Genomic DNA, 21662 nt, shown 5'->3' with positions numbered 1-21662 from the left:
ATTGACCGATAACGCGAGTTACATTTGATGTTTCGTTCCCGTGCCTAGAAATTTTGTGGCGATGAGAAAATAAAAACAAAGGCGTCCTTGGTTCCTATCCTTTCAAGAGCTAAATCTAGCAATTGTTTTAGATTGCGTTCCCTCGGACAGGATTGATGATTTCGATCCCGTGAAAATCTCGTTCATTATCGGTGACAACAACGCAGCTATTGGATTGGGCGATGGCAGCCACAATCATGTCCAGCGCACTACGCGGGCGGCCGGTTGCCCTTCCTTGTGCCATCAGCTCTCCCCAAACGAGGGCTGCCTTCTCGTCAAACGAAAGGATGCGACCTGCGAAGAGTGACAGCGGCCCCTCCTTGCCTCCAAACCAAGTTTCGAGATCGGTTCGCTTTTTACCCGCCGGCTTCTCGAGTATCCCTCGGTGTATCTCGGCGATAGTGAGCGACGCGATGAACAAATCATCGTCAAATTGTTCAGCCATCCATGTCAACAATGACGCTGAAGGCTCTGGTTTCGTGATATTGCTGAGAATGTTGGTGTCGAGCAAATAGCGCATTACAAATCGATCTCGCGACCTTCTTCGCGTGAACGGGGTGTGTCGAGATCTGCTCCAACCAAGGGTGATCGGCGAAGTGCCGCGAGAATCCCTCCCTTTTTCGGCGGCTCTCCAGCGAGAGTTTCGCTTACAAAGGCTCGTAGATTGGCTGCTTCCGGGCCATCTTCGGCCAATCGGCGCGCAAGTGATCTAATCAGGCTGCGATCACTATCGCGCCCGAGCACCTCAAAACGAGCGAGACCGCGGTCGCCCAGGCGGCTTCTATAATTCTGAATTGCGCGTGTCTGAGAGCTAGCCATCTGATCCTCCAGATATTTCCAGTAATATAGCTGGATATCGAGGTTTCGACAAGTCGTCAGGAGGAATGATATTGGCGCAGCTAGAGAGCTAGTTTGATTAGAATATTGGGGTCGTCAGTTCGTATCACCTCAAGAGCATAAAACCCATTCAAATGGGGCTGACATCAGATTCATCAGGAAAGACCGTACCAGGCGCCGCGGCCAGCACCGTGCAGGACGAGGTGCCCTTGATCCACGAGTGCCTTGAGATGATCCTTGATGGTGTGACGGCTTGCATCGGTGAACCGTGCAGCCTCCGCGACCGTAATCCGCCCGTGCTCGCGCGCCAACTCGAGCAATGTGACGGATAACTCCGGCATGTCGGCGAGGATGATACGCTCGCGCTCCATTTTCTTCTCTAGCCGGGTCTTCTGCCGATGCAGGGCTCTCAGGAAGAACTCGATCCAGGGATTCCAGTCGGGGTCGGTGTTGCGGATCGTTCCCTGCGTGCGCCGAAGCGAGATGTAATAGCTCTCCTTGCTTTGCTCGATGATGCTTTCGAGCGAGCTGTAGGGGACGTAAGCGTAGCCGGCTCGCAGTAGCAACAAGGTGGTCAGAATACGCGATAGGCGGCCATTGCCTTCCTGGAATGGATGGATTTCGAGGAAAACGACAACGAAGATCGCAACGACCAAAAGTGGATGGAGCCGCTTTTCTCGCCCTTTCTCATCCAGCCAGGCGATCAGCTCTTCCATTCGACGCGGCGTATCGAACGGCGATGCCGAGGCTCTCGCCCTGCCCGTTAAACGCTTCCACGTTGTTGGAGAGGGTTTTGTAGGCGCCGCGATGCCGCTCGTCCTTTGTCGAATGCGCAAGAAGGTCGCGGTGGAGCTGACGGATATGATTCTCGGTGAACGAAATAGCTTCGTAAGCATTGAAGATGGTTTCCATCACCTCCGCATAGCCGGCAACCTCTTGCTCGTCGCGTGTCGTAAACGACCCCAGGCGAATGTTTGCCAGTAGCTTTTCCACCTCCCGGTCGGTGAGGCGTGCCCCTTCGATACGTGTGGAGGAGCCGACGCTTTCGATTGTGGCAACTCGCCGGAGGCTGGATAGCCGCTCAGGCGCGATCCGACCGATCGCACGCCAAGCACCTTTGAATTCATCGATTTCGGCGATCAGCGACAGGATTTCGGGCGTGATCCGGACGGTCGCCGTGTTTAGAAATTCCATTTGCCCATCCATTCTCATCCGATACCTGAGGCGCTGTCATGCTCTATTTATCCATCCATTTCCATCCATTTCCATCCAATTTCTACAAGAGAGTTTGTCAGGTCTATGAGGTGATGGTGAGCTAGGTGATTGGCCAGTTTTCACTCGAGCGAATCCAGCCTTTTTAAGGCGAGACGAGCAACCAACACAATCAAGGGTCTCATCGACTCGCCTATACACCTCTTACGTCTGCAGGGAGGAGGGGAGAGCAGTTTCATGCGCGCGGCCTGATCACAGGATCATTGGTTATGTTCGTGCCCGATATGCACATTGATACGTTGAAGATGAAGAGATGGAATTTTCAGTAAGCCCCGTAGAGCGCCCACAAGACCAGCCTGCCCGAATCTATCGGTCAGGCTGGTCTCGTGGCCCGCAGGTCATAGCACGCTGACGTTCTCAGCCTTCGATTTTCCGGTCTTGCGGTCCTGGCCGACTTCGAAGCTGACTTTATCGCCTTCTCTGAGCGAGCCGCCTTGCTGCAAAGCGGACACGTGAACGAACACGTCCGTTCCGCCATTCTCCGGCGTGATGAAACCAAATCCCTTGTCATCGTTGAAAAATTTAACAGTACCGGTGGGCATGACAGTTCCTCTCCAATTCCCGCAGCCATTTGACTATGCAATAGGCTTTTTATAGCGCGATTGCTTGATCAACAACCGCCAACAGGGCAATAGCGGCATCGAGGCTTATTTTTAGAGGAGATGGGTTATTTGGTCGTGTTGACCGCTGCCTCGAGCTCTTCAATACTTTTCATCATCGCTTCGAAGCTAGGCGGCGTTGCAAAGATCATCGCCGACATCCTTTCGTAGTCGACGGCGAGTTTCTTGCGCATGTCTGGTGTCGGTACGAGGCGATATGTTCCTGGCACGGCCCGATCATATCGGTGGTCGGGAGATCGGAACATCAGTTCCTTATGCTGTCGGCACGCCTCAGCGAGTTCACGCATCGAAGCCGTTGCCAGTCCGTAGTCCTGGTGTGTCCAAATCTGGTGGACGTCGTAATAGTGGCGTGAATATCGATTGAGGTCCGGGATCCTTCTCTCCGGGTCTACTTCTGCGCTGCGCTTTTCGGTCGTTTCCGTCATCGCGTGCAGAATGAGAACCTTTTCCCAAAACGTCCTCTCCGGCCTGACGGTCGTGACGTAGGGAACGGTGAAATCGCTTTCTCCCATCTCCGTGGCGACATAGGCCAGAATCGTCCGCGCCTCTGCCGGGAGTGGGTCTGGACGCGCTCCGCCTTCAATACGAACTGATGGCTCAACATAGCCCGCGCTTGTATCGAAAACGCTTTTGTATCCGACCACGAGAACGTCGAGGGCATCTTTCTTCCGGTAGGCATCGTAACCGAATTTGAGAGAGAGATGCCCGGCTTGTCCGATCTCGGCCTCGAACGCAGCAATCTCTTGGCCGAGACTTTCCTTGAGGGGGCCGGAGATATACTGACGCGCGGCCTCGTCGACTTCTTCCGCCAGCGCCTTTTGCTGCTTGGTCACCGAGGAGAGAGCGGCGATTTCACTCTCAGTCGGTACTTTGAGATCGGTTTTGTAAATGCCGATATCGATATCCTCGGAGAAGCGATTGATCAGGCCGTAGGCTTTGCTGAGGCTGGTTCCACCCTTGAAGTAGAGGCCGATCGGGTCGCCGGTGCGCCCATTAAACAGGAAGTCGAGGACCCAGCAGACGTAGAGATCCTTTTCGATATTCTCAGCGCGCGTCTGCAGCTCGGAAGCCACTGTTTCAAACAACGCCCGGCGCTCATCGGCGCTACTGCGAAGCACATTAATGAAGCCCTGACGCATTTTCTTCCTCTGTGACGCGAGTGTCGCGCGTTATCGTATCCACTACGGGATACATCCAGGCAGGGAGTGCGCGAATGTTAACGCGCAGATCCTCGACGATTAATCGCTTTTGCGAGCTTTGCGCGAGATGACGGACCACGCCGTCGATGATGGTTTCGAAATTAGATCGTTCATCTCGAAACCAGGTCAGGGCCTGGACGATTCGCATCGCAGGTCGCCCCGCCCAAAAGGCCGTTTTTGCCGCTATTCTCTTGAAATCGAGCCGGTAGATTACCGGCTTCGTTGCGTTCGGATCGCCGGAGTTGGCTTCGATCTCTATCGTGCGGGGGTAGGTATCCGCATAGATCGTCGAACGGGCGGGGACAGCTGTCGTCAAGCCAAGGTCGTTAGCGGCTGTCATGCCGTCAACCAGGACCCGCAACTTGTCACGCCGCGCAATCGCGTCGACAAACGCGGCCCGGGGTGGGAATACCATTTTCCCAGTCAGCTGGCTGATGCCTGGCTTGTCGTAGAAGCCTCGATATGGGCGCCGGATATCTCCGCGGGTAGTGAGCCTCTGCAGCGCTTTTTCGACCGCATTGGGCGTTCCGATATCGAGGAAGTCGTCACGCGACCATACGCCTCCGGGGGACGCGGCAGCTATGCGATCGTGAATGCGCTTAAGAGTGTTTGATGTGGGATCCGGCATGGTTGTCCTACTTTCTGACCGAAGATTATATACAAACTTTGGTCACTAGCAACCAGCGCTGTTTTACTGACCAATTTTTATATCGAAATATTGGTCAGTAGCCTAAGTACAAAAGTCGGCGTAGTGGGAGAGCCGACGAACCGTTCGCTCAGTCTTAATGACGAAAATTTGCTGCATTCAAGAAGGCAGCGCAGGAGAGGGCCGGGCAATCGCAGAGCCGTCAACATTGGTCACGACGCGTTGTGATTAACAGCATTGGGTTTGGTGTATCCCTATTGCTGATCCCCTTCTTCTTGATAGTTGTGCCTATACTCGGATTTTCGTACTTCCCCGAAATTCTACTGTTCCTGAAGTCGGTGAACAGCGAAATTAGCAGCGAGCTGGGTGCCTCACCGAATGCAGCTCAGGTTACGATGGCTGCAGTGAATCGACTTCTCTTGATTGGCGCGCCGGTCGCACTTTATTTCTGGTTGGTGCGCATTCTCGTTCGATATAATTCAATGGCACTCGCTTTGAGGGAGCCTCGCGTATTTAGCGACGACCGAATTTATTTGAAATGAGTTCTTTTTTAGTTTTTGACGCGGAACCTTTTTCGTCGAAATCGAGTTTAGGGTCGTCGATCTAAGCGAAAATGAAAGAGTTCTGTAATTGAACGTACTTCGGGCAGGCAATCTTTCGTCGTGGATCATCCGCTTGGCGGAGTTTTCATCCTATTGACCCTCATGCAACCAATAGCCGACTTCGCTGCAATAGTCCGGGGAATGCCGCAGCCCTACCTCATCCTGGACCACGACTTGAGGATTGTGGGCGCAAGCGACAGCTATCTCCGCCTCACCGATCGAACACGTGACGACATCGTTGGGCGTCATATCCTTGAGGCCTTCCCTGAAAATCCCGACGCCGTAGGCACAGTAGAGCAGGGCCCTCTGGAAGTCTCGCTGCGACATGTCCTGGCCACGGGCAAGCCACACGAGATGGCTGTCATCCAGTACGACATTCCTCGACCAGAGGGCGGTTTTGTGCAGAAGTTCTGGACTCCCGTCCATACCCCAGTTGCCGGGGACGATGGAGCCATCGAATACATCATTCAAAATCCGATGGATGTGACGGAAAGTGTCGTCAAGTCGCGCGAAGCCGATGCTCGGTTGCGTATCGCCCATCACGCCGCTGACCTTGCGTCCTGGGAATATGAGCCTGAGACCGACATCTGGCGGCGGAGCCATTCTGTCGATGAATTGTTCGGGTTTGAACCGGGCACCGGCGGGCCTGTCGCTGCGCCGTATTTTGCAAAGATGCATCCCGACGATCTGCCGAGAGTGAGAGCGATCGTCGAGAGCGCGATCGGCAGCCCCGATTTGACAGTGCTGAATTTCGACTACAGGATCGTTTTGCCAACGGGCGACATCCGCTACGTCGCCTCGCGAGGAGAGGTTTTGAGAACGTCGAGCGGTGCGGTGCGGATGATCGGCGTGTTGATGGACGTCACGGCGGATCGTGCTCGCGAGGCAAGGCTTTCCAACTCGGTCCAAGCCCAAGAAGAACTTTTGCAGCAGAAGGATGTTCTTCTGGCGGAAGTGAACCATCGCGTCAAAAACAGTCTCCAGCTTGTCGTCAGTACGCTTCGGCTACAGGCCCGCCGACTGGAAGACCCTGATGTCATCGAAGCCTTCGAGCAGGCCATCGGTCGTGTCAGGGCGATCATCTCGGTTCACGAGGGGCTCTACCGGACGGACAATTCCCTATCGGTGGATATGGCCGACCACCTTACCAGGCTGTGCCTTGACCTGACCAACTCCGCTACCAGCCGTCAAATCGAAGTCGATGTCGATCCGATCGCGCTTACGACCGAACGTGCGATACCGGTATCTGTCATCGTAAACGAACTCATCGCCGAGCGACTACGACGAACCGAGGACATCACGTCTTCCGTCCATCTATCGTTGAAACAGCTTTCCTCTGGTTGTATTGCACTGACGGTTTACGATCAGCATGCTTTTCCGACAGATGCTCCAGCGAGCGAACTGTCATCGAAGCTCATTGCAAGCATGGCGGCTCAGATCGAGGGTGAATTCCACGAAGAGATGAGCAGTGATGGTCTTCGAGCAATCGTGAAATTTCCGGGGAAAGGCACCTGATGCCTCTACGGGTGATGATCGTTGAAGACGAAATGCTGCTGGCGCTCGATCTGGAAGACATGCTTCTCGATGCGGGCCACACAGTGATCGGACAGGCGTCTGACATGCCGCAAGCCATTGCGCTCGCCGAGAAGGTAAGCGGCGGGGTGGACGTCGCCATCATGGACGTCAATCTCGCTCGCGGAACGAACGGTGTGGAAACCGCAGCAGCCCTTCGCCAGCGTTGGAATATTCCATCCCTGTTCGTCAGCGGAAACCTTGATGAGCACACGCGGGCCGAGGCGCAGCAGTGGCATCCCATCGGTTTCGTCGGGAAGCCCTACTCGGAACGCGAGGTCCTCTCTTCATTGATGCTGGTCGCCATTTGAGCCTGTTCGCTTTATATTTGCGACAGGGGCATCGTTCCTGCTATTGAAGTTCCCTATATAAGATCAGGCCCACAACTCCGCGGCAATGCCGGAAAGACGATGGTCGATGGATCAAAGCACACGACGTTCCACACCCTTGTCTTCGCTCTCTAAAGCTCTTGCGAAAATAGCTGGTGCACGGAGTGTGGATGAGGCGGTCGACACAATCCGAACCAGCGCACGGTCCCTCATCGGATGTGAAGGTGTCGCGGTGATCCTTAGGGAAGGTGACCTCTGCCGCTACGTGGAGGAGGATGGGATCGGCCCGCTCTGGAAAGGTCACACGTTTCCAGCGGTTGCTTGCGTCAGCGGGTGGTCGATGATCAACAGGAAGACGGCAGTCATTCCCGATATCTCGACTGACGAACGGATACCGCAGGAACTGTATGCGAACACGTTCGTGCGGGCGCTAGCAATGGCGCCTGTTCGTGCAGAGCAGCCGATAGCTGCGATTGGCGCATATTGGTCGCAGCCATATTCTCCTGCAGAGTGGGAGATCGGAATACTTGAGGCGCTTGCGGAAGCTACAGCGGCCGCTTTCGAAAATGCCGAGTTCATCGCGGCTCTCACCAGACCGCGCATTAAGCCTGCAATTCCGCATCTTCTGGTGCAGCAGAGCGACTTTTCTGAAGACATCAGCCGCGTCTCGGGGATAGCTGCGGTTCCGAGGATCCTCGACGTCGTGCTGCAAATGACGGGGATGGGATTTGCAGCGGTTGCACGCGTAACCGAAACCCGCTGGATCGCGTGCCAGGTCCTTGACCCGGTCGGGTTCGGTCTAAAACCGGGCGACGAGTTGCCGATCGAAAGCACCCTTTGCAATGAGATCAGAGGGCACCGCCAGACCATCGCTTTTGATGACGCCGCCGAAGATCCTATGTATCGCGACCATCACACACCTCGTATTTACGGCCTCAGGGGATATATATCCGAACCCATCATACTCTCGAATGGCATGTTTTGGGGAACCCTTTGTGCGATCGACCCAAACCCCGCGAAGGTGAAAAACCCGCAGGTTCTCGAAACGTTCAAGCTGTTTGCAGAACTCATTGCCCATCATCTCGACACTGAGGAACGGTTGAGAGCGACAGCGGCATCGCTGGAGAGCGAGCGTGAAATCGCCGAACTGCGCGAACAGTTTATCGCTGTTCTCGGACATGATTTGCGTAATCCGATCGCTGCCTTGAACGCAGGTACCAGCCGGCTCATGAAGGAGGGATGGACCGAACGCAGTTCAGTCATTCTAAAACTCATGAAAACGAGCATATCCCGTATGTCGGGACTTGTTGACAACGTCATGGATCTGGCAAGAGTGCGGATGGGTGGGGGTCTCTCGCTAACGCTGTCAGAGGGCGATATGGGCGACACGCTTCAGCACGTGGTTGATGAGCTGCGCGTGGCTCATCCTGACCGCGAGATAAGCGCGTCTTTCGCTTTTCCTAACGCCATCACGGTTGATCATCCGCGAATAGCCCAAATGGTATCAAATCTGCTGTCGAACGCTGTCGTGCACGGCTGTGAAATGATGCCAGTGAAGATCACGGGCGAGGATGAAGGTGGCGTCCTGAGGATTTGCGTCGTGAACGGCGGCTCCGCAATCCCGCCAGGCCAGATCGACAGTATGTTTCTTCCGTTCAGGCGTGGTGAAGGTCGGTCGGGTGCACAGGGTCTGGGGCTGGGGCTGTTTATCGCGTCTCAGATCGCCCATGCACATAGCGGGCAGATTGAGGTGAGGTCGGACGAAGTTGAAACCCGTTTTACGTTTCAAGCGAAGAGTCAAAGCTAGGTGTATGAATAACTCCTAGTCTGATTTTTGGAGCGAGGCACGTTCGTATCCTTTCAAGAGCTTCACTTGATCCTTTGAGCCTTGGGTCACATTTTGAAACATGACTATCTCTCGCCGACACGTAGCCAACTCAAAAGCATCACTCCCAGGATTTTGCGCCCCAGATCGCCGCGCGAGCGCCGTCTCGCTCGTCATAAGCGGCTTTCGCCATGCGTGGATCTTGGCGCGGCCTGCTTCTCTGCCTTCAGCTATTGTAGTAATGTGCATGGTGTACCAGGCCGTGACCGCTCCTTCCGGAGGATTTGAGAATTTTGGGAAGCCTGGTCCTGGCGGCAACTTTATCCTCTGGACTTTGAACCATCTCGCGAAAGCGTCTCCAATTATCTATTTCGTGCCGGTTTTATGAGTTTGTTGAACGTGTCGTCTGCCGCCCCATGAACTCCGTCAGGATGCCACCGGCACAACAACCCGCCCGCGCACAGCCCCGTCGAGAAACTTGGGCGCCGTCTCGATGACGTCGGAAAAACGCACTGCTGTGATCATCTTCTCGAGCTTGCCCATGTCGAGGTCCGAGGAGAGCCGTGTCCACGCTTCGAGACGATCGGGCTTCGGACACATCACGCTGTCGACCCCCGCCAAAGTCACGCCGCGCAGGATGAAGGGAGCGACAGAGGCGGGCAAATCCATGCCCGCCGCCAGACCGCAGGCCGCCACAACGCCGCGATAGCTCATCATCGAAAGCATGTTTGCAAGCACGGTGCTTCCTGCAACGTCGATCCCGCCGGCCCACCGTTCCTTGCCAAGCGGCCTTAGCTTTCCGGTCAGCTCGGCGCGGTCGATCACGGAGGACGCACCAAGCTCACGCAGGTAGTTTGCTTCAGAGGCGCGGCCGGTCACGGCTGCCACGGCATAGCCTTTTGCCGCCAACAGCGCGGTGGCAACACTGCCGACACCTCCAGCTGCGCCGCTGACTATAATCTCGCCTTTGTCGGGCGTGATGCCATGCCGCTCCAAAGCCAGCATGCAAAGCATCGCCGTGTAGCCAGCAGTGCCGATCGCAGCAGCTTGCCGCAAGTCGAGGCCATCAGGCAGCGGCACCAGCCAGTCTCCTTTGACGCGAGCACGCTCGGCCAATCCGCCCCAATGGGTTTCGCCAACGCCCCAGCCATTGAGGATGACCTGGTCCCCGGCCTTGAAGTCCGGATGGGTGCTGTCAGCGACCGTGCCGGTGAAATCTATGCCCGGTACCATGGGGAAGCGCCGAACCACAGGCGCCTTGCCAGTGATCGCCAGCGCATCCTTGTAATTGAGAGTCGAATAGGAGACGTCTACCAGCACATCGCCTTCAGGCAGGTGCGCTTCATCGACTTGGGTTAGCGATACGGTCTGATTATCGTCGACATTCTCAATCAGGATGGCTTTCAAAGCGGGTTCCTTTCAAGGTTGAAGAGATCGGCTTTCGATCAGACGAAAAAAAGTCATGGCGTAGTGGCGGAGGGGCTCCGGACGCAGTTCAAGCTTGGCGCGAAGCACTGCGCCTTCCCAGCCGATCCAGAAGGTCTCGGCAAGGATATCCGGGTCCTGCTCGGGATCGATCATGCCCTCCGCTTGCGCTTGACGCAGCACATGCGCCGTGCGTGCCTGCCATCCCTCCAGAGTTCTGGTGAGCGCGGCGCGAAAATCGTCTGGCAACGCCCCCATCTCTTGTCCCAGATTGCCGACGAGGCAGCCGCGTCTAAAGCCATGGCGAGCCATGCCTTCTTCTGCCCTTGTCGTAAAGTCTCGCAGCCGATCGAGGGGTGCCCTTGCTTCTTGGAGAAGGGTTTGGTCGAGCAGCTCGACAAAATAGTCGTTATATGCGGCAACGAGCGCGAGGCCGAAATCGGCCTTGCTGTTGAAATGATGATAGAAACAGCCCTTCGGCACGCCGGCGGCCTTGAGGATTTCGTCGATGCCGACCGCGGAATAGCCCTTCTCGGTGAGGTGCTCGAGCCCGGCTCTTATGAGGTTTTGCCGTCTTGTCGATTCCTCCGGTGCCAGGCGCGGGCGACCGCGCTTGGGCTTTTGACTCTGGGCGAGTGAAGGGTTTTGCTGAGGCATGGCTTTTAGTAGACCGGTTGGTCTATTAAATCAAGGAGGGACTTTTTAGACCGCGAAGTCGGTTTACTGAACCCAAACTCGTTTGATTGCGTCAAATGCAGCGACGATCGACGGATCGCCCAAGCGCGCTTCCAGGCAAAGGAAACTTAAGGTCGTCGAGAGCTTCACATTATCAGCGATGACCAGTCCATGAGACTGCTGTTCATAAAGGGCAATCGACTCCCGGCAAAGGCTCAGCCCTATCCCTGTGCGTGTCATGGCAATCATTGACGCTTCCTGGTCCACCTGGGCGACAATCTGTTGGCGAACGCCAAGATTGGTGAACAGGCGGGCCAGCATCCGGTTATGGACTGATGCGGGTGGGGTGCCGATCCATGGGAGGGAGGCAAGCTGTAACCAATCGGCTCCTCGCACAAAGCTTGCGAGCGATGGCGGAGCGACGACGCAATAGGTCAATTGCGCAAGTGCGCGAGAGTGGAAAAGCGACGCTGTACTCCCTCCAGTAACATCGGTCGGCGGGTCATAGTCCCTTGGATCACCAAGATAAAAACCGGCGTCGAGTTCGTTTCGCTTCAGCCTCTCCGGCACATCGCCGCTCATGCCATGACGCAGCGTTGTCTCGATACCTGGCCCGTTTTCGATAAGTGCTTTCAGAAACGCCCCTAATCGTGTGAACTCCGGATCGATGATCGTACCGATCCGCAATTTTCCCCGGACGCCGGTCGATAAACGTCCGGCTGTCTGGCCGAAGTCCGCCAGCGCCGCCAGCACTTGCTCGGCCTTTGCCGCCAACAGTGAACCTTCCTGTGTCAACTCCAAACCTGTCGACGTCCGCCGGAACAGGGTTAGCCCGGTGTCAGCGGCCAAGCGTTTCAACTGAAGCGTCACCGCAGGCTGCGTGACGTGCAGGTGCTCGGCGGCGCGGGTGACGTTCCCTTCTCGCCCTACGGTAACAAACGCTCGCAATGTTCTCAGATCGATACCTTCCAGCATATTAATTTCACTTATAATGCTTGGTTGAATTTGTCATTGGATTTCACGAGCGAATGTTGGCTATGGCTGCATATAAAGCAGGGAGGAAGCATGGCATGCCACTGCAAAGTGTCCAGTCTTATAATTGTGTGGTGTTCCATCGCGATTGGAGGGTAACCCAATGAGGAATGATGGTTCCGGCAATTTCCACGACGTTTTTGACTACATTATTGTTGGTGGTGGCTCCGCAGGCTGCCTGCTCGCCAATCGCCTCAGTCGTGACCCGTCAAAACATGTTCTGTTGCTGGAAGCCGGCCGCAAGGACGACTACCCATGGATACATATCCCGGTCGGGTATCTTTATTGTATCGGCAACCCACGCACAGACTGGCTTTACAAAACCGAACCGGACTCCGGACTGAACGGTCGTTCGCTACGCTATCCTCGCGGTAAGACGCTTGGTGGCTGCTCGTCGATCAACGGCATGATCTATATGCGTGGTCAGGCACGCGATTTTGACGGGTGGGCAACGGCAACCGGCGACGATGCCTGGTCTTGGCAAAATTGCCTGCCCGATTTCAAGGCGCACGAGGACCACTACCGTCTGGACCATGGCGCAGACCCGAAGACTGGTGGCAACAGCAGATTTTCCGACATGCATGGCCATGGCGGCGAATGGCGCATCGAGAAGCAGCGGCTGAAATGGGATATCCTCGAATCCTTTGCAGAAGCCGCGGTGGAAGCGGGCATTCCGCGTTCGGACGATTTCAACAGTGGCGACAATGAAGGCGTCGGCTATTTCGAGGTGAACCAGCGCTCGGGCTGGCGCTGGAACACGTCCAAGGCTTTCCTGCGCCCAGCGAAAAACCGCGCAAACCTGAAGATCTGGACGCAATCTCATGTCGAGCGTTTGATCCTTGCGAACGAGGCATCTGGTCGCAAGCGGTGCATCGGAGTTATTGTTGAGCGTCAAGGGCAGCGCGCGGAGGTTGGGGCGCGGGGAGAAGTCATTCTGTCGGCCGGCGCCATCGGCTCACCACAAATCCTGCAATTATCTGGCATCGGTCCAGCGGGATTGCTGAAGCGTTTCGGTATTGAGGTCAAACACGACCTGCCAGGTGTCGGAGAAAATCTTCAGGACCATCTGCAGATCCGTGCCGTCTTCAAGGTCGGTAATACGAAAACGCTGAATACGCTCGCCAACAGCGTCTTTGGTAAAGCGATGATAGGGCTCGAATATGCGTTGAAACGCAGTGGTCCGATGAGCATGTCGCCCTCGCAGCTGGGCGCCTTCACCCGTTCGGACGAACGCCAGGCCCACGCCAATCTGGAGTATCACGTCCAGCCGCTCAGCCTCGACGCCTTCGGCGAACCGTTGCACACTGTCCCCGCTTTCACAGCCAGCGTTTGCAACCTCAATCCATCGAGCGTGGGCAGCGTTCATATTCGCTCCAATAAGGCGTCGGAAGCGCCCGCGATTGCGCCGAACTATCTCAGCACGGACGACGACCGCAGGATTGCTGCCGAAAGTCTGCGGCAAGTGCGCAAAATCGTGTCGCAGCCAGCATTGGCGAAATATAGGCCGGAGGAGTGGAAACCGGGCCCGCAGTTCCAAAGCGATGAGGAGCTGGCGCGGCTTGCGGGCGATATTGCCAACACCATCTTCCATCCGGTTGGTACGACGAAGATGGGCGGGGATGACGATCCTATGGCGGTTGTCGATAGTCGCCTCAAGGTTCGAGGAATCGCGGGACTGCGGGTCGTCGATGCGGGCATCATGCCGAAGATCACCAGTGGTAACACCAATGCGCCGACGCTGATGATCGCCGAAAAGGCAGCCGGCTGGATTATTGCTGACGCACACGCATAGAAAACTATTGGGGGAGGTTACAGGATGACATCAATAGCACGTTCAACGCTTCCGCTTTCCGGCGTTCGAGTCGTTGATTTTGGGCAGTATATTGCTGGCCCGGCCGTGGCCATGATCCTTGGCGATCTCGGCGCGACCGTCGTGCATATCGATCCCCCCAGCGGGCCGCTCTGGGACAACCCCGCCAACGCCATCCTCAACCGCAACAAGCTGATCGTCGCACTCGACCTCAAAACGGAGAAGGGTTTGCTTGAGGCGAAAGCGCTGGTGGCCGAGGCTGATATTGTGATCGAGAACTTCCGCCCTGGTGTGCTTGCCCGGCTCGGGATCGATTTTTCGGCTTTGCGTAAATCGCGGCCTGAGCTGATCACCCTGTCTATCCCAGGTTTCGCCTCCGACGATGAACTCCGCCGGGACTGGCGAGCCTTCGAGACAGTGATCGCAGCCTCGTCGGGCGTCTTTACGGATATGGGCTTAAACCGCGTTCTTATGGGTATCAACCCGTCTTTCTCGCCGCTCCCACTCTCTTCCGCATATGGTACGATGCTTGCGGCCTCCGCGACGGTGTTGGCGCTTCAGGCGCGTGAGCGCACCGGCCACGGCGATCATATTGAGGTGCCGCTGGCAAGCGCCGTCATGGAGGGCCTGTCCTACAATTCCATTCTGATTGACGACTATCCGTTGCGTTATAAAACCCAGCGCGAGCGGGAAATCGAGCGTCGGCGCGGCGAGGACCTGCAAATGGACATGTCTTTTGACGACCTCCAGGAGTTTCTCGATCCCTTCTATCGCAGCTATAGGTGCGCCGACGGGCGGATGTTCTACTTGGTCTGCCCCAGCCACAAGAACCATGCCAAACGCTGCCTGCAAGCGCTTGGCATTTACGACGAGCTCGTTGCTGAAGGACTGCGCGAGGAGGAAGACACCTATCTTCCAGTTTCGCAGTGGTCTTCGGACGTTTCGCTCGGTGTCTATCCGCTCCCGAAATTCTGGGCTGACAAAATCGCGGCTCGCATGAAGGATGTTTTCCTGACCAAAACGGCTTCCGAATGGGAACGTGTCTTCGGAGAAGGGCTGTTCCCGGGTGCGCCGCAACGCTGGCTGAAGGAATGGATCGCCGACGATCCTGCCAAGGCTGCCGGCCTCATGATCGAAGTGGACGATCCGATCTTCGGCCGCATGACCCAGCCGGGGCCTATGGCCTGGCTGCAGGAGAGCGCCGAATCTATGTTAATGCCAAGCCCGAGACGTTGGGGAACGGCCAAGGAGGCGCTAGCACTGCTCGCCGGCATGGAGCACCCTTCCTTGCCAGTTGTAGCGAATGAGGCCCCCGGCAGCTGGCTGGACGGCGTCAAGGTTCTCGATCTGTGCAATGTGATCGCCGGTCCGCATTCGGTCGCCTATCTTGCCCGCTTCGGTGCGGAGGTCATCAAGATCGATCCGGCCAAGCCGCTCTATGACTGCTGGAACACCGTGATCTTCGGCATGTCCCACATGCGCGGCAAACAGTCCGTGCTGCTGAACATAGGTTCGCCCGATGGCCGCATCGTTTTCGAAGAACTGGTGCGCTCAGTCGATGTCGTTGTCTGGAACGCCACCGACCGTCAGGTCAAGGCGATGGGGCTCGATGCCGAAAGCCTGAAAGCGCTCAACCCCCAAGCGATCTTCTGCCAGCTCGACTGCTTCGGCGGCGTGCGCACCGGTCCGCGTACCGACTATCTCGGCTATGACGACCTCGTGCAGTCGGCAACCGGCATCATGTTACGTTTCGGCGGCTCCATGGACACGCCGGAGGAACACGCCCATGTTGGAACCATTGACGTGATGTGCGGTTTCGGCGCGGCGCTCGGGGTCGCCGCCGCTCTGTACCAGAAATCCAGAACCGGGGTCATTGGTCGCCCGCGGACATCGCTGTCGGCGCTTACCGGTCTCGCCCAGATACCTTTCTGCTATGACTATGCCAACCGAGGTCCCTTCGATGAGCCTTCCGGTCGCGAGACCAAGGGATGTAACGCCCTGTCGCGTCTCTACGAGACGGCGTCGGGGGATTATATTCTTCTATGTGCTTCGGAAGTTGATTTGCCACGCTTCGGCAGGGCGGAGGGGCTTGAGGCAATTGTCGAGATGACCGCATCCGATCGCGAGGCCTATCTGGCGAAAGCCTTCATGACGGCACCTGCTGAAACCTGGCAACAGCGCCTGCAGAAAGCCGATATCGGCGTATCTCTGTGCGAGAACATCGAAGAGATCCGCAGCCGCAGCGCCCGCATTGCCGACGGCACGCCGGGGATCGACCGGGGTAGTTATTCATTCTCGGTTTTTCCAGACCATCCGAGCGGGCACACCGTCACTCAGCTTGACCCCTTCGCCATCCGTCCGGCAGTCGGCAAGGTGACGGCTATAACGCCAGCGGAGAAGTACGGCACCTCCACGCGTGCCGTTCTCCGCGACCTGAACTACACCGATAATGAGATCGATCGGTTGATTGCATCCGGCACGATCAGCGAGAGTTGGAGCGCAGAGTATCTGCCGAGTTAGCAGGACACGGCAGCTTCGTGTTCTGAGGAGGATACCGAAGCCGGTCACGGCCCGTCCAAGTACGCGATGGCATTAACGGGTTAGATATTCAACATGGCACCTTGGGAGGAAGTGACATGAAAGAACTTTTTGCCTCGACATGACTTATACAGCGCAGGTGCGTTTAGCGCAGGCCGCCATGGCTCAGCGTGACACTTCCGTTTCCGAGTTGTGCAAGGAACTGGGGATCGAGCGTGTCACCCTTTACCGATATGTCGGCCCAAAAGGTGAACTCAGAGATTATGGCCGGCGGGTTCTGGGGCAGGCGTGACGCCTCTGATTTCCCGCGCACGGGCCAATTCGGCCGCGCGCAATTTATCCAGTTCCCGAGGCGAAATCTTCATCCGCTGCGCTTCGGTTAAAGCCCAGACATGCCCGAATGGATCGAAAAAGCTTGCCACTCGCTTACGTTCGTCACTGATCTCGAGGTGATTTCGGACCGTTCCTCCTGCAGCAATTGCCTGCTGCAGTGTCTTTTCGGCATCTGCGACCGTGAGCGAAAAAATCGAATTCACCGCGCCATTTGCCTTGGGGAAGAAAGGGCCTCCTCGATGCGGCTCCGCCTCGCGCCTCGGATTGGCGCCCGAGACCGTAATTTTGATCCCGCCTAAGTCGAGATCTATTGCATAGAGAATATTGCTATCTTCATGTGTTCGCACATGGGAGGCGTTAAACGCCGACATATAAAACGCGGCAGCTTCTCGCTGGCGACCATGTTCAACGAAAACAATGACGGCAAGTTGTTTTTCGTGTTCGCAGGCGGCACTCAGAACCTGCCAATTTGCAAAACCAAATTGGCGAGCGACGATTTCAAGGCATGCGCTGTGTGAAAGCTGCAGATTGTGCTCCTCCAGCAACTTGCGAAGAGCCTTGGCCATAGATTTCGAGTCTGAAAAGGAAAGCATAGTTTGATCCTCAAAGGGCGCGCCGTTGTCAGTGCTTGCATTGCTGACGGTCGCCCATAAGGGTCAAACCAGGATTATCCGTGCCTTCGCCATTCCAGAGGAGCAAGCGGCTGGCCGCACGGTGCCAAGCTTCAAACTATTGGCGGAAAATGATTCGCGCAATGTCGAGCCCGCAAAAGTGGTCCTCGGCTTAGCGTAGGATTTCGCCCCCTCCCGCAAACGACCCCCAATAGTCGCGTTATTTGACCGTCACAGTCACGAACTACCCTTCCAAACGGAAGTCCGCCGCAAGTTAGGCACCCAACGTCCGCCGCATCAGCTCCGTGAACAACGTCCGGTAGCTGATGTCAGTCTCTCTCGGCCTTTTAACCTGGCTGCAATCCGACAAGAGTTCAGCTGTCGTTGGGTCGTAAACATTGAGGCGGAAGGAACTGATATGGAAGGCCGGAAAATGAAGGGAAAGCCCCCAAACCTGGATATGGATTCCTCAAATGCTCCAGTCTCCAGATGGAAACACCGGCGCAACGGGAACCCTCATCCATTACGTCAACGTCACCCCGTTGCCTTCACCGAATGACCGGCCGCCCGCAATAGCGCCATCAGTACCGGCCCCAGCGAAAACTCACCTCGCTTGGCCCGATTGGTTAGGTCTCTGAGATACCCGCCGGCCGAATTGATGTGGCCGCCCCGCTCGAGAATGCAGGCGATCGTCACTGCCGCGTTCTCCGGACCCATCACCTCACAGGCCTCCTGATATGCGGACGGGCTCACCCCGAGCATCGATCTGACCACAACGGCGGCCGTCATGAGTTCTCGCCAGTTTCTGATCTGGCCTTCAGGACCGTAGTTTAAAATCTCGGGGCAGGCGCGCAAGACGAGACCAATCGGAAAAGCCTTAATCGGCACATGCTCGGCCTGCTTATTCTGGCTCGGCTTCGCCTCCTGCTCTTTTTCAGAGCTAGGTTCAAGTTCATTAAGGAGGTTGGTATTTGAATTCTGTATGTGACGCTCATTTTGAGCATCATTGGTGGTCATTTCTGAAGAAAAATCATCGGAATTCAACTGGTTGATGATGTTCTGCCGCAAATTATCCATCTCGATGCCCAAATCTCTCAGTTCGTCGAGCGTCGGGTTTCGAGGAATTCGCCTGACAGCGGCCAGATATTGTTCTTCCAGCTCGTCCCAATCGCCTGCAGCTCCCTCTTCGACGGCTGCCGTAATCAGCTTGCGGATATCCCGCCGGCAGATCGTTAGGTTCTCCTTTGCCCTGCGGAACGCGATCCGATCGGCAGCCACCTGCTGGGCAAGGCATGCCAGTTCCTCGGCGCGCATCAAAAGCGGCGATATGTCAAAACCGAAGGCGTGCTCGATCGAGCCTTCACCATCCTTTCGGGCGTAGCGTTTGCCGTTTGCACTATCCTTGCGGATGATCAGCCCTGCATCGACAAGCAGGGCAAGATGACGCCGCAGGGTAGCGCCCGCAATGCCATGCGCACGAATTGACAGCTGGATGTTCGACGGGAAAACGATAAGCTGTGCGTCCTGGCGCAGCTCATTTTCAGGATAGAAACTCAAAAGCGCATCGAGCACTGCAAGGCTGCGATCCTGCAGACCAAGCACCTCTCGCGCCTCCGATGCGTCGCGGAAGACTTTCCATTTGTCTGCCGACTTGCCTTCCTTGATCCTGGTCGTGGCAATCTGCTGCTTCACAAGCGCAAGCGTTACCGACCGCCGCCCAAACGGCGTCGTCACTTGTCCACCTTCCATGTCCCTCGCCTCTTCAAAAAGGCAAAAGATTTACGCTCACCAAAACGGTGCCAAAGACTCTTGACTAGGATTCATGGAAATGCGATTCTCTAGCTCTCACACGACGAGAAGGGCTTCCATGACGGCAACGTTTCGGGGGCCTTTTTCTTTTGCGCGTTTTCCTTACTTAAAATGGTTCCGAAGTCTGTTTCTCAGCTTCAGTTCAAATCTTTGATCTTTCGCGCGTGAACCGCTCAGCCAGTGATGGCAGCTGCGCTTCGATGAAACGCAGGAATTCTGCTCCGGCCGGTGTATCCGCAGAAATACGGATATCCTTGTTCGTGCGCGAAAAGCTGCCAAGTGGTTCGCCTGCGGCGCCGGCAATCATCTTGCCGGCCTTCGACGGTGCGGCAGGTTTCAGGGCGTTAAAGGCGGCCAGAAACTTTTGATCGGATCCAAGCCGTCTTTGCGTAGCGGCCGAAAGCACCCTGCGCAGTTCATCATGCAGGTCAGGCTGTTCGGAGAAAGCCTTCGCAAACTCCACCCACCTTGGACGACCGACCTTGGCTGCCCGACCAATTGTCTCGACGATATCGAGCGGAAGTGCGCGATAAACCGCTCGCATTCGTGCAAGCTCGGGATCGTCGATAGACAATGCCGCCTTGATATCACGAGGCTTCACATCGGCATCATCCATACGGCGGGCAAACAGGGTGCGCTCGATCCAGGTCAGATCCTGGCGATCGGCATTTTCAATACCCTGCGCAATGACAAGCTCGACGTCGGAAATCTCGACTTCGATCGCCTTGACCGGAATTCCAAGATCTCGCGCTGCCTGGAGCCGGCGATGGCCGTAGATAACCTGATAGCGATCGGGCGACGCTGGTGACTTCCGGACCTGGATCGGGACCTTCTGGCCCTCGGACTTTATCGAGTTCCTGAAAGACTCGAAATCCGATGCATCGTCATCTGGAAGTCGATCGGGAAAGGGAGAGGGATCGACCTTTGACGGGTCGAGCTCTCTGATCGCACCACCACCCGATTCAACAAGCGCCTTGAGGCGGTCGCGTTCCGATTTGATGTCGTCGATCGCCCTGTGCGCCGCACCGATCACGCCGGCACCGACACGTGCAGTTGGTGCAGGTTGCTGCGGGGAGGCAGGAGCATCGGTCGCCAGCCGGTTTTCAAGTTCCGCCGACAGCAGGCCAAAATTTGCAACGATGGATTTACGCGATGACTTGTTGGTCATGTGCGTCCCCAGCTGGTGTTGATGAGTTTCACGACCGCTTCGTTGACGGCATCAACCGCCTCGCGTGCGCGTTTATGCGTGTCACGGCCGATCTGGCCCATTTCGAGTTCGTAAATCGAGCGCTTTGCAAGTCCTGCTGCCTCGACAGCAGTGCTTTCAATCAGCGTCGGAAGAAGCACATCCGTTCCGAAGAGATGGCGCATCAACGCAACGACCTGCGACTGTGGTGCGTCGTTGGGATCATGGCGGGTAATGAGATAGCGGATGAAATCCTGATCAAGCTGCGCTCCGCTCTCGTTGAGCACGCTTATCAGGTCCCCCATCATCAGGAGAAACTGGCTCATGGATGCGACATCGAGCATCGCCGGGTGTACCGTGATAATCATGCTGGTCGCAGCATAAATCGCACTCAGCGTCAGAAACCCGAGAGACGGCGGAGTATCGAGAATGACGACGTCGTAGTCCTGATCAACCTCGGCAAGAGCAAGCTTCAACCGTTCGAAGAAGATCGCTCCCGAGCCCGATTTCTGCGCCAGAACCCGCGGCGTTTCATGCTCATATTCCATCACTTCGAGGTTGCCGGGTATCAGATCGATCCCGTCGAAATAGGTCTTGCGGATGATATCGCGGATTGGCCGGCGCTCGGCGTCGTCGTAGCGAAGAGCAGCGTAGATCGTTTCGTTGGCACCAACGTCAAACTCAGGTTGCGCGCCGAACAGTGCAGAAAGCGATGCCTGCGGATCGAGATCAAGAGCAAGGACGCGGTAGCCCTGCAGCGCGAGATAATGCGCAAGATGGACGCAGGTCGTGGTCTTGGCACTGCCGCCCTTGAAGTTGGCGATCGCAACGACCTGGAGATGCTCGCCCTCGCGTCGGCGAGGAGAAAATCTCAGCGCTTCAGAAGGCTTTTGGGCGGCAAAGAGCTCGCGCAATTCATTGATCTGAGCAAGCGTATAGACACGATGGTTATTTTCCAGCCGGCCAGGGATCGGTCCACGGCCTTCGCTCGACATGAGTTTCAGCGTAGAATCGGGTATTGAGGTCAGCTTGGAGACTTCGTTGGTGAGGAACGGTCGCAGGCTTTTCTCCGACTTCGGAGGATACATGCGGGTGCGAAGGTCCTGCAACTGCTGAGACAGAAGACCCGCATGGCGCATGATCTTGGCGCCCGCGTCTTCCTTCTGACCGCTCGTCATTTCTGCGTGTTTTGCTATCGCCATATTTTCCTCTTGGCGGGCATTCGCCGGTTTGCCGACCATCGTCCGCCAAAGGTACAACATGATTCTGTTTCGCCGTCCAGTTATTTACGGTTAACCGGAT

At 56.3% G+C, this 21662-nt stretch carries 17 protein-coding genes and 2 pseudogenes; 6 read left to right on the top strand and 13 right to left on the bottom strand.

What is annotated here, in order from left to right:
• Positions 1-127: 127 nt before the first annotated feature.
• The 6 genes and pseudogenes from ACZ5A6_RS23635 to ACZ5A6_RS23610 all read right to left on the bottom strand — a co-directional run bounded on the left by ACZ5A6_RS23635 (position 128) and on the right by ACZ5A6_RS23610 (position 4595).
• A complete protein-coding gene (locus ACZ5A6_RS23635; RefSeq protein ID WP_065688988.1) occupies positions 128-559 on the bottom strand; it encodes a type II toxin-antitoxin system VapC family toxin in 432 nt (143 codons plus the stop codon).
• A complete protein-coding gene (locus ACZ5A6_RS23630; RefSeq protein WP_035200721.1) occupies positions 559-858 on the bottom strand; it encodes a hypothetical protein in 300 nt (99 codons plus the stop codon). Before ACZ5A6_RS23630 ends, ACZ5A6_RS23635 begins: the two co-directional genes overlap by 1 nt.
• Before the next feature lie 173 nt (positions 859-1031).
• Positions 1032-2088, bottom strand: a pseudogene (locus ACZ5A6_RS23625) (Fic family protein).
• A 398-nt stretch (positions 2089-2486) separates the two neighbouring features.
• Positions 2487-2690, bottom strand: coding sequence for a cold-shock protein (locus tag ACZ5A6_RS23620; RefSeq protein WP_065658963.1), 204 nt, complete (start codon positions 2688-2690; stop codon positions 2487-2489).
• 125 nt (positions 2691-2815) lie between these two features.
• Positions 2816-3907, bottom strand: a complete 1092-nt coding sequence (locus ACZ5A6_RS23615) for a nucleotidyl transferase AbiEii/AbiGii toxin family protein (protein WP_112403065.1) — start codon at positions 3905-3907, stop codon at positions 2816-2818.
• Positions 3888-4595 (bottom strand): DUF6088 family protein, encoded by a 708-nt coding sequence (locus ACZ5A6_RS23610; protein WP_464111536.1) that lies wholly within the window; start codon positions 4593-4595, stop codon positions 3888-3890. The genes ACZ5A6_RS23615 and ACZ5A6_RS23610 overlap by 20 nt, the downstream gene beginning before the upstream one ends.
• Before the next feature lie 680 nt (positions 4596-5275).
• On the opposite strand from ACZ5A6_RS23610, the gene ACZ5A6_RS23605 reads away from it, so the two are divergent.
• The 3 genes from ACZ5A6_RS23605 (at position 5276) to ACZ5A6_RS23595 (ending at position 8923) form a co-directional block, all read left to right on the top strand.
• Positions 5276-6730 carry a histidine kinase dimerization/phosphoacceptor domain -containing protein gene (locus tag ACZ5A6_RS23605; RefSeq protein WP_113049348.1) on the top strand — a complete coding sequence of 485 codons (1455 nt, stop codon included), beginning with the start codon at positions 5276-5278 and terminating at the stop codon, positions 6728-6730.
• Complete coding sequence (locus tag ACZ5A6_RS23600) at positions 6730-7098, top strand: response regulator (protein ID WP_112403062.1); 369 nt, start codon at positions 6730-6732, stop codon at positions 7096-7098. The genes ACZ5A6_RS23605 and ACZ5A6_RS23600 overlap by 1 nt, the downstream gene beginning before the upstream one ends.
• A 106-nt stretch (positions 7099-7204) precedes the next feature.
• Complete coding sequence (locus ACZ5A6_RS23595) at positions 7205-8923, top strand: sensor histidine kinase (protein WP_464111535.1); 1719 nt, start codon at positions 7205-7207, stop codon at positions 8921-8923.
• 444 nt (positions 8924-9367) lie between these two features.
• Here the strand turns inward: ACZ5A6_RS23595 and acuI are convergent, their stop codons facing one another.
• From acuI to ACZ5A6_RS23580, 3 genes are all read right to left on the bottom strand, one after another.
• Complete coding sequence (gene acuI, locus ACZ5A6_RS23590) at positions 9368-10348, bottom strand: acrylyl-CoA reductase (NADPH) (RefSeq protein ID WP_065658955.1); 981 nt, start codon at positions 10346-10348, stop codon at positions 9368-9370.
• A 12-nt stretch (positions 10349-10360) separates the two neighbouring features.
• Positions 10361-11023: an acrylate utilization transcriptional regulator AcuR gene (gene acuR / locus ACZ5A6_RS23585; RefSeq protein ID WP_112154675.1), complete on the bottom strand. Its 663-nt coding sequence runs from the start codon at positions 11021-11023 to the stop codon at positions 10361-10363.
• Positions 11024-11086: 63 nt separating this feature from the next.
• Positions 11087-12016 carry a LysR family transcriptional regulator gene (locus ACZ5A6_RS23580; RefSeq protein WP_112154676.1) on the bottom strand — a complete coding sequence of 310 codons (930 nt, stop codon included), beginning with the start codon at positions 12014-12016 and terminating at the stop codon, positions 11087-11089.
• Positions 12017-12176: 160 nt separating this feature from the next.
• Between ACZ5A6_RS23580 and ACZ5A6_RS23575 the strand changes: the two genes are divergently transcribed.
• The 3 genes and pseudogenes from ACZ5A6_RS23575 to ACZ5A6_RS23565 all read left to right on the top strand — a co-directional run.
• Positions 12177-13865, top strand: a complete 1689-nt coding sequence (locus ACZ5A6_RS23575; protein ID WP_112154677.1) for a GMC family oxidoreductase — start codon at positions 12177-12179, stop codon at positions 13863-13865.
• A gap of 24 nt (positions 13866-13889) precedes the next feature.
• The gene (locus tag ACZ5A6_RS23570) at positions 13890-16403 is read left to right on the top strand and encodes a CoA transferase (RefSeq protein WP_112403061.1); all 2514 of its coding nucleotides are present in this window, start codon (positions 13890-13892) and stop codon (positions 16401-16403) included.
• 151 nt (positions 16404-16554) lie between these two features.
• Positions 16555-16713 (top strand): annotated as a pseudogene (locus ACZ5A6_RS23565) (recombinase family protein); the annotation flags it as partial.
• Here ACZ5A6_RS23565 and ACZ5A6_RS23560 read toward each other — a convergent pair.
• The 4 genes from ACZ5A6_RS23560 to repA form a co-directional block, all read right to left on the bottom strand.
• Entirely contained in the window at positions 16676-17347 is a 672-nt protein-coding gene (locus tag ACZ5A6_RS23560) for a glyoxalase superfamily protein (protein WP_080802252.1), read from the bottom strand. The pseudogene ACZ5A6_RS23565 and the gene ACZ5A6_RS23560 sit on opposite strands and share 38 nt — an antisense overlap.
• Positions 17348-17899: 552 nt before the next feature.
• A complete protein-coding gene (repC, locus tag ACZ5A6_RS23555; RefSeq protein WP_112403060.1) occupies positions 17900-19114 on the bottom strand; it encodes a plasmid replication protein RepC in 1215 nt (404 codons plus the stop codon).
• A gap of 202 nt (positions 19115-19316) precedes the next feature.
• Complete coding sequence (repB, locus tag ACZ5A6_RS23550) at positions 19317-20342, bottom strand: plasmid partitioning protein RepB (RefSeq protein ID WP_065687698.1); 1026 nt, start codon at positions 20340-20342, stop codon at positions 19317-19319.
• Positions 20339-21622 carry a plasmid partitioning protein RepA gene (repA, locus tag ACZ5A6_RS23545; RefSeq protein ID WP_003518687.1) on the bottom strand — a complete coding sequence of 428 codons (1284 nt, stop codon included), beginning with the start codon at positions 21620-21622 and terminating at the stop codon, positions 20339-20341. Before repA ends, repB begins: the two co-directional genes overlap by 4 nt.
• Positions 21623-21662: the final 40 nt, after the last annotated feature.

It is taken from the genome of Agrobacterium sp. 6Ca8, from assembly GCF_055382765.1.
This window is presented reverse-complemented; position numbering and strand designations above follow the sequence as displayed.